The organism is Mycolicibacterium arseniciresistens, from assembly GCF_030519285.1.
GTDB lineage: Bacteria > Actinomycetota > Actinomycetes > Mycobacteriales > Mycobacteriaceae > Mycobacterium > Mycobacterium arseniciresistens.
Window position 1 is genome coordinate 1 of the sequence record NZ_JAUMSQ010000299.1, and the last position, 10,666, is coordinate 10,666.

11 protein-coding genes are annotated in these 10,666 nt (G+C 71.0%); 9 read left to right on the top strand and 2 right to left on the bottom strand.

What is annotated here, in order from left to right; translation table 11 throughout:
• Nucleotides 1–219 precede the first annotated feature (219 nt).
• The 6 genes from Q2100_RS26190 to Q2100_RS26215 all read left to right on the top strand — a co-directional run bounded on the left by Q2100_RS26190 (nt 220) and on the right by Q2100_RS26215 (nt 4,317).
• On the top strand, nt 220–1,062 hold the full coding sequence (locus tag Q2100_RS26190) for a class I SAM-dependent methyltransferase (protein ID WP_302916417.1): 843 nt from the start codon (nt 220–222) through the stop codon (nt 1,060–1,062).
• Between the two features lie 87 nt (nt 1,063–1,149).
• Nucleotides 1,150–1,830, top strand: a complete 681-nt coding sequence (locus Q2100_RS26195) for an energy-coupling factor ABC transporter permease (protein ID WP_407667697.1) — start codon at nt 1,150–1,152, stop codon at nt 1,828–1,830.
• The gene (locus Q2100_RS26200) at nt 1,827–2,159 is read left to right on the top strand and encodes a PDGLE domain-containing protein (RefSeq protein WP_302916419.1); all 333 of its coding nucleotides are present in this window, start codon (nt 1,827–1,829) and stop codon (nt 2,157–2,159) included. Before Q2100_RS26195 ends, Q2100_RS26200 begins: the two co-directional genes overlap by 4 nt.
• 3 nt (nt 2,160–2,162) lie before the next feature.
• Complete coding sequence (cbiQ, locus tag Q2100_RS26205; RefSeq protein WP_302916420.1) at nt 2,163–2,936, top strand: cobalt ECF transporter T component CbiQ; 774 nt, start codon at nt 2,163–2,165, stop codon at nt 2,934–2,936.
• Nucleotides 2,933–3,676, top strand: a complete 744-nt coding sequence (locus Q2100_RS26210; protein ID WP_302916421.1) for an energy-coupling factor ABC transporter ATP-binding protein — start codon at nt 2,933–2,935, stop codon at nt 3,674–3,676. The genes cbiQ and Q2100_RS26210 overlap by 4 nt, the downstream gene beginning before the upstream one ends.
• Before the next feature lie 44 nt (nt 3,677–3,720).
• Nucleotides 3,721–4,317, top strand: coding sequence for a sigma-70 family RNA polymerase sigma factor (locus tag Q2100_RS26215; RefSeq protein WP_302916422.1), 597 nt, complete (start codon nt 3,721–3,723; stop codon nt 4,315–4,317).
• A 66-nt stretch (nt 4,318–4,383) separates the two neighbouring features.
• On the opposite strand, the gene mtr is transcribed toward Q2100_RS26215, so the two are convergent.
• Entirely contained in the window at nt 4,384–5,799 is a 1,416-nt protein-coding gene (gene mtr / locus Q2100_RS26220; protein WP_302916423.1) for a mycothione reductase, read from the bottom strand.
• A gap of 5 nt (nt 5,800–5,804) precedes the next feature.
• The gene (locus Q2100_RS26225; protein ID WP_302916424.1) at nt 5,805–6,833 is read right to left on the bottom strand and encodes an alpha/beta hydrolase; all 1,029 of its coding nucleotides are present in this window, start codon (nt 6,831–6,833) and stop codon (nt 5,805–5,807) included.
• Between the two features lie 193 nt (nt 6,834–7,026).
• On the opposite strand from Q2100_RS26225, the gene mqo reads away from it, so the two are divergent.
• The 3 genes from mqo to Q2100_RS26240 form a co-directional block, all read left to right on the top strand.
• Nucleotides 7,027–8,532 (top strand): malate dehydrogenase (quinone), encoded by a 1,506-nt coding sequence (gene mqo, locus Q2100_RS26230; RefSeq protein ID WP_407667698.1) that lies wholly within the window; start codon nt 7,027–7,029, stop codon nt 8,530–8,532.
• Nucleotides 8,533–8,544: 12 nt separating this feature from the next.
• The gene (locus Q2100_RS26235; RefSeq protein ID WP_302916426.1) at nt 8,545–9,009 is read left to right on the top strand and encodes a GNAT family N-acetyltransferase; all 465 of its coding nucleotides are present in this window, start codon (nt 8,545–8,547) and stop codon (nt 9,007–9,009) included.
• A partial coding sequence (locus tag Q2100_RS26240) for a VWA domain-containing protein (protein WP_302916427.1) occupies nt 9,006–10,666 on the top strand: 1,661 nt, incomplete at its 3' end. The genes Q2100_RS26235 and Q2100_RS26240, both read left to right, overlap by 4 nt.

Here is a 10,666-nt window from a genome sequence, read left to right on the forward strand (position 1 = left end):
GCTGCGCCGTGCGCGGCCCGGCGACGACCGGTTCGCCGAGGATCCCGCGATCCTGTCCGGCCCCGAGGCCATGGCGATCGCCCGGGCGGCCCTGCGACGCCTTCTCGCCCCCTGAGCTGCGCATTCAACGAACGCCGAAGGTCCGCCGAACCGTCGCCGCCGATCCTGGAGACGACCACGACCACCGAGACCACATGACCACCGAGACCTGGAGGACTGATGACCACTGAACACACGACGGTCGACGAGGCCGACCGGGCGCTCAAGGCGAAGCACCGCGCGCTGTGGGCGTCGGGTGACTACCCGGCCGTCGCCGCGGAGCTGATCCCGTCCCTTGGCCCGGCACTGGTGCGGGCGTGCGGGGTGCGGCCTGGCGACCGGGTGCTCGACGTGGCGGCCGGATCCGGCAATGCCGCCATCCCCGCGGCGGCTGCCGGAGCGATCGTGACCGCCTGCGACCTGGCGCCGGAACTGTTCGACGCCGGCAGGCGGATCGCCGACACGCGCGGAGTCCAGCTGGAATGGGTGGAGGCCGACGCCGAGGCGCTGCCGTTCGCCGACGACGCCTTCGACACCGTGATGTCCTGTGTCGGTGCGATGTTCGCGCCGCATCACGATGTCACCGCCGGTGAGTTGATCCGGGTGCTCCGGCCCGGCGGCACCATCGGCATGGTCAACTGGACGCCATCGGGCTTCGTCGGGCAGTTGTTCGCCACCATGAAGCCCTACGCCCCGCCACCGCCTCCCGGTGCCGGATCGCCGCCGATGTGGGGCGACGAGGCCCACCTCCGTGGCCTGTTCGGCGACCGCGTGACCGGGTGGGCGTTCGAGCGCCGGACGGTGGTGCTCGACCACTGCACGACGCCCGCACAGTTCCGGGAGTACTGGAAGCGCAACTACGGGCCGACGATCGCGACCTATGCGCACAACGCCGCCGCGCCGGACCGGGTCGAGGCGCTGGACCGGGACTTCCTTCGATTCCTCGTCGAGGCCGACCGGGGCGACGGTGACCGTGCGGTCTGGGAGGCCGAGTATCTGGTCGTGACGGCGACGAAGCGCTGACCTCGGTTCATCTGTCCATCTGTTCATCTGGACATATGTCGGGTGCGGTCATAGGCTCATCGGATGGCCGCCACCAGCGTCGTCGCCATGCACATGAGCGACGGCATCGTCAGTGCGCCGGTGTCACTGATCTTCGCCGTGATCGCCGTTGCGGCAGTCGGATTCTGCACCGTCAGGGCCCGCGCCGAACTCGACGAGCGCGCCGTGCCGCTGGCCGGACTGGTCGCCGCGTTCATCTTCGCGGTGCAGATGGTGAACTTCCCGATCCTGCCCGGTGTCAGCGGGCATCTGCTCGGCGGCGCGCTGGCCGCGATCCTCGTCGGCCCGTACACCGGGGCGCTGTGCATCGCGATCGTGCTTGTGGTGCAGTCGCTGCTGTTCGCCGACGGCGGGGTGAGCGCGCTGGGCACGAACATCACCAACATGGCGGTGGTCGGTGTGTTGGCCGGCTACGGCACGGCGGTGCTGGGGCTCACGCTGGCCCGGCGCCGCGGCGAGGTGTCCACCAGGACGCTGGGCGGCATCTCCTTCGTCGCCGCACTCGTCGGGACGGTCTGCGCGGCAATGGGATTCGTCGTCGAGTTCGCGCTCGGCGGTGCGGGCGGGGCGTCGCTGTCCACGGTCGCCGGCTACATGTTCGTCACCCACGTGCTGATCGGCATCGGTGAAGGACTCATCACCGCCCTCACCGTGGTGGCCGTCGCAGGCGCCCGGCCCGACCTGGTGCATCTGCTGCGCCGCTCGACGCGCGCCGGGGTGCCGGCATGACGCGACGGTCTGTGTTCTGGTTCGCCTTCGCCGCCGCCGTGCTGGTGATCGCAGGCGGGCTGTCCTACCTCGCCAGCGGCAGCCCAGACGGTCTCGACTCGGCGACGCTGCAGGGCTGCGCGGTGGTGGAGACCGCTGCGGGCGAGGAACTCAGCGGAGCCTGCATCGCGCAGCACGCCAGCGAGCATCCACTGGCGTCGTCGCCACTGGCCGACTACGCGATCAGCGGGCACGCCGCGACCGGTGGCATCGCCGGAATCGTCGGCGCGCTGGTCACACTCGCCGTGGCGGGCGTGGCCTTCTGGGGCATCGCCAGAAGCAAGCGCTAGCCCATGGGCGCAGGCGCACACCCGCTCTACCGCCACGGCGACACGGTCGTGCACCGGACGCCTGCCGAGGTCAAGATCGTCTGCCTGGTCGTGTTCGTCCTCGCGGTCGTCGCAACCCCCAGGGAGATGTTCTGGCCGTACGCGGCGTATGCCGCCGTCGTGGTGGCGTGCTGGTCGGTCGCCCGCATCCCGGCGCGCTGGGTGCTGCCGCGCATGCTCATCGAGGCGCCCTTCGTCGTCCTCGCGGCGCTGCTGCCGTTCACCGACGGCGGTGCGAGGGTCACCGTCGCCGGGCTGGACCTCTCGGTCACCGGCCTCTATGCGGCGTGGGGCATCGTCGTCAAGGGCACGCTCGGGGTGGCGGCCGCGTTGACGTTCGCCGCCACCACGCAGGCCACCGCGCTGCCCGCCGCGCTGAGCCGGCTGAGGGTACCCGCCGTGCTGACGTCCGTGCTGGTGCTGATGATCCGCTACGTCGATCTGCTCACCGCGGAGGCGGGACGCATGCGGATGGCGCGAATCTCGCGCGGCGACTCGCCGCGGGCGCTGCATCAGGCCGGCGCCGTCGCTCGCGGGATCGGCACCCTGTTCCTGAGGTCTTTCGAACGAGGGGAACGCGTGTACGTCGCCATGCTGTCACGCGGATTCGACGGCGCGGCACCCGATCTCGCCGCCGTCGGCGCTCCTGCCCGCGCCAGGCCTGCACTGTGGGCCGCCGCGATGGCGCCGGCCATGACGGCCGTTGCGGTCTGCGCGGCGGCCTGGGTGTCCGCATGAATGTGCCTGCGGCGGTGCGGATCGAGGGACTGCACCACACCTATCCCGACGGCCGGGCCGCACTCAACGGGCTCGACCTGACCGTCACCGCCGGTGAACGGGTGGCGGTGCTCGGGCCGAACGGGGCCGGCAAGACCACGTTGATGCTGCACCTCAACGGCGTGCTGACGGCGACGGCCGGTTCGGTCGCGATCGGTGGTGTCACCGTCGGCCGCAAGACCGTACGCGACATCCGGCGCCGGGTGGGTCTGGTGTTCCAGGACCCCGACGACCAACTGTTCATGCCGACGGTCGCGCAGGACGTGGCGTTCGGGCCTGCCAACTTCGGGGTGCGCGGCGACGAGCTGGACAGCCGCGTGCGCGAGGCGCTGGCGGCGGTCTCGGCGACCGGACTCGCCGATCGCAACCCGTCGCACCTGTCGGCCGGACAGCGCAGGCGCGCGGCACTGGCCACCGTGCTGGCCTGCCGGCCCGAGATCCTGGTGCTCGACGAACCGTCGGCCAACCTCGACCCGGTGGCGCGCCGCGAACTCGCCGAGACCCTGCTGACACTCGACTCCACGATGCTCGTCGTGACCCACGACCTGCCGTACGCCGCGCAGCTGTGCGAGCGGGCGGTGGTGATGGACGGCGGAGTCGTCGTCGCCGACGGGCCGATCGGCTCGGTGCTCGCCGACACCGCCCTGCTGGCCGCCCACCGGTTGGAACTGCCATGGGGCTTCGTGGTTCCGGCGCGCTGAAAATCGCTTGACCTCAAGTCCACTTGAGATGCCAGGCTGTCGGCGTGGCAACCGCGACAGAGGATCACGACCAGCGCAGGGCCCGCTTCGAGCGGGACGCACTGCCCTTGCTGGACCAGCTCTTCAGGGCCGCGCGGCGCTACACCCACAACACCGCCGACGCCGAGGACCTGGTCCAGGAGACCATGGCGAAGGCCTACGCCGGGTTCGGCTCCTACGCCGACGGCACCAACCTGCGGGCCTGGCTGCTGCGCATCCTGACCAACACCTGGATCAGCTCCTACCGTGCCGCGCAGCGCAGGCCCGACGAGGTGCTCTCCGATGACTTCACCGACGCGCAACTCGCTGCGGGAGCGCAACATTCGTCACGGGGCCTGCCCTCGGCCGAACTCGCGGCGCTGGAGGCGATGGGCGACGAGGACGTCCGCGCGGCGCTGCAGGCGCTGCGGGAGGACCAGCGGATGGTGGTCTACTACGCCGACGTCGAAGGCTTGCGCTACAAGGAGATCGCGACAATCCTCGACATCCCGCTCGGCACCGTGATGTCGCGGCTGCACCGCGGCCGCAGGCATCTGCGCCGGCTGCTGGTCGAGGTGGCCGCTGCCCGCGGCTATCTGCCCCGCGACTGCTGCGCGGCGTGAATCAGTGCCGGCGGGGCGGTGGCCACGGTGGCTCGCCGCAGTGCCCAATGGTGCGCTCGCCGTGAATCAGTGCCGGCGGGGCGGTGGCCACGGTGGCTCGCCGCACAGCGCCAGCAGGGCGTTCTCGACGACCTCCGGCAGCGCCGGGTGGATCCAGTACTGGCCGCGGGCCATGTCCTGAGCGGGCAGGTCGAAAGCCATCGCCTGGATGAGCGGCTGGATGATCGACGACGCCTGGTGTCCCATGATGTGCGCGCCGAGCAGCAACCCGGTGTCGTCGTCGACGATCAGCTTGGCGAAGCCGGTCGAGTCCTCCATCGCCCAGCCGTAGGCGACGTCGCCGTAGTCCTGCACCTTCGACCGGATGCGGTATCCCGCTGCGCGGGCCTCGTTTTCGGTCAGCCCGACCGACGCGATCTGCGGCTCGGTGAACACCGCCGACGGCACGTTGCGGTGGTTGGCGGGCATCAGGTTGTCGGTGTCGTCCCAGTCCTGCAGCAGGTTGTGCTTGACCACCCGCGCCTCGTGGTTGGCGACGTGCTTGAGCTGATACGGCGAGCTGATGTCGCCCAGCGCGTAGACGTTTCGCGCCGTGGTGCGCTGGAAGTCGTCGACGACCACCAGCCCGTCCTCGACCTTGACGCCGGCGTGGTGGGCGTCGAGCTGATCGCCGTTGGGGATGCGGCCGGTGGCGACGAGCAGGGTGTCGGCGTGCAGATTCGAGCCGTCGTCGAGGTGCAGCGTGACCCCGGAGTCGTCGGACTTGCCACTGACGATGTTGCGGCGGCTGCGGATCTCCCACTTCTTGCCCGCGATGTCGGTGAACCGTTCGCAGATGGTGTCGTCGCAGTGGGTGAGCATCGTCGTGCCGCGCAGCACGATCGTCACCCGGGAACCCAGCGACGAGAAGACGTGCGCGAACTCGGCGGCCACGAAACCGCCGCCGACGATGACGATGTGCTCCGGCAGCTCCGAGATGCGCATGATGCTGTCGCTGGTGTGATAGGCCACGCCGCAGTCCAGGATGGCCGGCGGCACCGTCGCCCGCGAACCCGCGGCCAGCACCACCTGGTCGGCGGTGAACTCGTCGCCGTCGTCGGTGCGCAGCCGGTAGCCGTCGGCACCGGAACCCGCCGGGGCGAACCGGGCGTGGCTGGCGAACACCTCCACGTCGGGCGACGACCGGCGGTACTGCTCCCCGCCGCTGGCGAGCGGGTCGATGCGGCCGAACACCCGCGAGACGATGTCGGTCCAGCGCACCGCGTCGACGTGGGCGTCGACGCCGAAGCGGGCCGAGTCGTGGATCTGCTGGGCGACACCCGCGGCGTAGACGAACATCTTGGTCGGGATGCAGCCGACGTTGAGGCACGTGCCGCCGAACAGCCCCTTCTCCGCGATGGCAACCCGCTTGCCGAGGTAGCGGTCATCGAGGACGGAGTTGCCCGATCCGGTGCCGATGATCGCGATGTCGAAGTCCGCCATACCCATCACTCCTGTCGGGATCGTGCCGACGGCGTGTCGGAACGTGTGTCCGTCAGGTACCCATCCAGCCAGCGGTCCAGTTCACGGTAGGCCACCGCCCGTGGCCCGGCCAGGGAGAGGAACACGTCGTGCTTGGCGTCGGCCACCGGCACCACTGTCGTGCGGTTCCCGATGCAGCCCGCCCACCTCGCGATCTGCCGGACGTCGAGCACCGCGTCACCGCGCTGGATGGCGTCGAGGCCCGCCGGGTCGCGCACCTCGCGCACGCTGTGGTCGGACCGAAGGATCAGATTGGGCACGCCGACGTCCAGTCCGCGGTGCAACCGGGCGTGCCCGCGCCGGATGGCGGCGAGCCAGCCGACGGTGACGGGGAACCCGCCGACCGGTTTCCAGTCCAGGTTGTAGTCGAATTCGCCGGCGTAGTCGCGGTGCAGTGAGGCGCCGTAGCCGCCCTCGGGCACCGGGGTGCGCACCACCTGCCGCTTGCGCAGCCGCGACACCGCTGACATCGCCGCCGAGGTGCCGGCGAACCGCAGGATCGCCGGGCCCTGCAGATCCAGCCACGGGCTGTTGAGCACCAGACCGGTGACATGGCACTGCGCGGTGCGGTCACGTCGCCGCAGCCGGTCCAGCCACAGCGGGACGATCAGCCCGCCCGCCGAGTGCGCCATCACCAGGACGTCGGCGCCGCCGGTCTCGGCCGCGACGATCTCGCACGCCCGCTCCAGTTCGGCGTCGTACCGGCTCAGGTCGGTGGTGAAGTGCGGAGTCTGCCCCGGCTGCCACGAGCGCCCGCATTTGTGCAGGTCGAGCGCGTAGAACGCGAAGCCGCGGGCAGCCAGCCGGTCGGCCAGCTCGGTGTGGAAGAAGTAGTCGGTGAACCCGTGCACCAGCAGCACCGCGTGCGCGGCCGGGCGGGCGTCGCCGCGACGCACCACGGTCGCGAAGAGTTCGCCCTCCCCGTCGGGGTCGGCGCCCAGCTCCACGGTGTGCTGCCAGTAGCCGGGCAGAACGTCGGGCTCCCAGCCGGTCACGACAGCCACCTTAGAGCCCGCGCACCGGCACGGGGGTGAGGAGTTGCACAGCCCTGGGCCGGTTTGGGGCAACGGTGTCGGGATAACCTGGGAGCTGAACCGTCTCGAACGGACCGTGTGAGCATGTGAGGGCCGAGTGTCGAAGTCAGAGGCAGCCACCCAGACCGACGTCGTGCTGGTGGGCGCGGGGATCATGAGCGCGACGCTGGCCGCCCTGATCCGGCTGGTGGAGCCCGACTGGTCGATCACGCTGATCGAGCGGCTCGACGGCGCCGCCGCGGAGAGCAGCGACCCGTGGAACAACGCGGGCACCGGCCACTCGGCGCTGTGCGAACTGAACTACACCCCCGAACTGCCCGACGGCACCATCGACATCGCCAAGGCCGTGCACGTCAACGAGCAGTTCCAGGTGTCGCGCCAGTTCTGGTCCTACGCCGTGGAGAACGGCGTGCTTCCCGACGTGCGCAGCTTCCTCAACCCGATACCGCACGTCAGCTTCGTCAGCGGCGCCAAGAACGTGCAGTACCTGCGCAAGCGGTACGACGCGCTGGTCACCAACCCGCTGTTCGCCACGATGGAGTTCATCGACGACCGCGACGAGTTCACCCGCCGGCTGCCGCTGATGTCCGAGCAGCGCGACTTCTCCGACCCGGTGGCGCTGAACTGGACCCAGGACGGCACCGACGTGGACTTCGGTTCGCTGTCGCGCCAGCTCATCGGCTTCGCCGCCAAGCAGGGCATGACCACCTACTTCGGCCACGAGGTCCGCGACCTGGACAAGCAGTCCGACGGCAGCTGGACCCTCAAGGTGGTCAACCGGCGCACCGGCGCCAAGCGCAAGCTCAACGCCAAGTTCGTCTTCGTCGGTGCGGGCGGCGGCGCGCTCCCGCTGCTGCAGCGCGCCGGCATCGCAGAGGCCAAGGGTTTCGGCGGGTTCCCGGTGGGTGGCCAGTGGCTGCGCAGTGGCAATCAGCGCCTGACCGCAGGCCACCAGGCCAAGGTCTACGGCCAGCCGCCGCTGGGCGCGCCGCCGATGTCCGTGCCGCACCTGGACACCCGGGTGATCAACGGCAAGTCGTACCTGCTGTTCGGTCCGTTCGCCGGCTGGTCGCCGAAGTTCCTCAAGCAGGGCAAGGTCACCGATCTGCCGTTCTCGGTGCGGCCGAACAACCTGGCATCCATGCTCGGCGTCGGCGTGACCGAGCTGGGCCTGGTCAAGTACCTGATCGGCCAGCTGCGGCTCAGCGAGGCCGACCGCGTCGACGTGCTGCGTGAATTCGCGCCCAGCGCACAGGATTCCGACTGGGAGCTGGACATCGCAGGCCAGCGCGTGCAGGTGGTCCGCCGCAAGGGCCGCGGCGGCGTGCTGGAGTTCGGCACCACCGTGCTCGCGGCGGCAGACGGCAGCATCGCCGGCCTGCTCGGCGCGTCACCCGGTGCGTCGACGGCCGTGCCCGCGATGTTCGACGTGATGGAACGCTGCTTCGGCGACCGCTACCAGACCTGGCTGCCCAGGCTCAAGGAGATCGTGCCGTCGCTGGGCGTCGAGTTGTCCAACGAGCCGAAGCTGTTCGACGAGGTGTGGGCGCACGGCACCAAGGTCCTCAAGCTGGACCGGCCGGCAAGCGGGATGCCTGCCACCGTCGACCACGAAAACACTGCAGGCACCGAGCATTCACCCACCGCGGCCACTGCCTGACGTGGTCGGCGGATGACTGTCGCGCTGCGGCGCAGCTGGGCGAAGGACCTCGATGCGACAACGCTCTACGAGCTGCTCAAGTTGCGGGTCGAGGTCTTCGTCGTCGAACAGGCATGCCCCTACCCGGAGCTCGACGGCCGCGACCTGCTCGCCGAGACCCGGCACTTCTGGCTCGAAGGTGTTGACGGAGAAGTCATCTCGACACTGCGGTTGATGGAGGAGCATCCCGGCGGGCAGAAGGGCTTCCGCATCGGCCGGGTGTGCACCAAGCGCGAGGCGCGCGGCCACGGCCACACCCACCGGCTGATGCAGGCCGCCCTCGCCGACGTCGGTGATCACCCCTGCCGCATCGACGCGCAGACCTATCTCGAGGAGATGTACCGCGGCCACGGCTTCGTCCGCGACGGCGACGAATTCCTCGACGACGGGATCCCGCACGTGCCGATGCTGCGGGCCGCGTCGGGGGCGGCGCAGTGAGCGCCGAACCCGGCTACCCCTTCAGCGCACTCGTCGGACACGACCGGCTGCGCCTGGCGTTGCTGCTGTGCGCGGTGCGCCCGGAGATCGGCGGGGTGCTGATCCGCGGGGAGAAGGGCACCGCCAAGTCGACGGCGGTGCGCGCCCTGGCCCGGGTGCTCACGGCCGTCGACGCCGACGCGCGGCTCGTCGAGCTGCCCATCGGGGCCACCGAGGACCGGGTGGTCGGCTCGCTGGACCTGCAGAAGGTGCTCCGCGACGGCGAGCATGCGTTCTCGCCGGGTCTGCTGGCCCGCGCGCACGGCGGCGTGCTGTACGTCGACGAGGTCAACCTGCTGCACGATCACCTGGTCGACGTGCTGCTCGACGCCGCGGCGATGGGCCGGGTGCACGTCGAGCGCGACGGCATCTCGCATTCGCACGACGCCCGGTTCGTCCTGATCGGGACGATGAACCCCGAGGAGGGGGAGCTGCGGCCGCAGCTGCTGGACCGTTTCGGGCTCACCGTCGACGTGGCGGCCTCCCGCGACGTCGACGTCCGCGCCGACGTGATCCGCGCCCGGCTGGCCTACGAGGCCGATCCGGCAGGCTTCTCCGCCGACTACGCCGAAGCCGACGCCGCACTGGCCCGCCGCATCGCCGGCGCCCGCGCCCTGGTCGGCCGGGTAGTGCTGCCCGACAGCGAGTTACGCCGTATCGCCGCGCTGTGTGCGGCGTTCGACGTCGACGGCATGCGCGCCGACCTGGTGGTGGCGCGCACTGCCGTCGCCCATGCCGCCTGGCGGGCCGCCGAGACCGGAACCGACGACGCGATCACCGTCGCCGAGGAGGACATCCGGGTGGCCGCCGAACTGGCGCTGCCGCACCGTCGCCGCCGCGACCCGTTCGACGACCCCGGTCTGGATCCGCAGCGCCTCGACGAGGCGATGGAGGAGGCCGGTGCGCAGAGCGCCGATGCGGATTCCGGGCCCGACGATCCCGAACCCGATCCGCCGGGTGGCGGGGCATCGTCGGGCGGTGCCGCGGAAGCGCCCGGCAAGCAACAGGGTTCGCCGTCGCCGACCCGCTCCAATGCGGCGCCCTCGGGGGTGTTCCGCACCAGGGCGCTGACCGTGCCCGGGGTGGGGGAGGGCGCGCCCGGCCGGCGTTCGAGGGCAAGGAACCGGACCGGCACCGTCGTGTCGGCCACCGCCGACCCCGGCGTGGGACACGGTGTGCACATCTTCGGCACCCTGCTGGCCGCCGCCAATTCGCAACGCACGGCGGGACGTCCGCGGCCGGGGCCCGACGACGTGCGGCGCGCGGTCAGGGTGGGCCGCGAGGGCAACCTGGTGATCTTCGTGGTGGACGCGTCGGGGTCGATGGCGGCCCGCGACCGGATGGCGGCGGTCGGCGGCGCCACGCTGTCACTGCTGCGCGACGCCTACCAGCGGCGGGACAAGGTGGCGGTGATCACGTTCCGCGGCGACGCCGCACAGGTGCTGCTGCCGCCGACGTCGTCGGTGTACATCGCGAGCAGGCGGCTGGCCCGCTTCGACACCGGCGGCCGCACTCCGCTCGCCAAGGGACTGCTGACCGCCCGCGATGTGGTGGTCCGGGAGAAGGCCCGCGACCGGGCCCGGCGCGCGCTCGTCGTGGTGCTCACCGACGGCCGGGC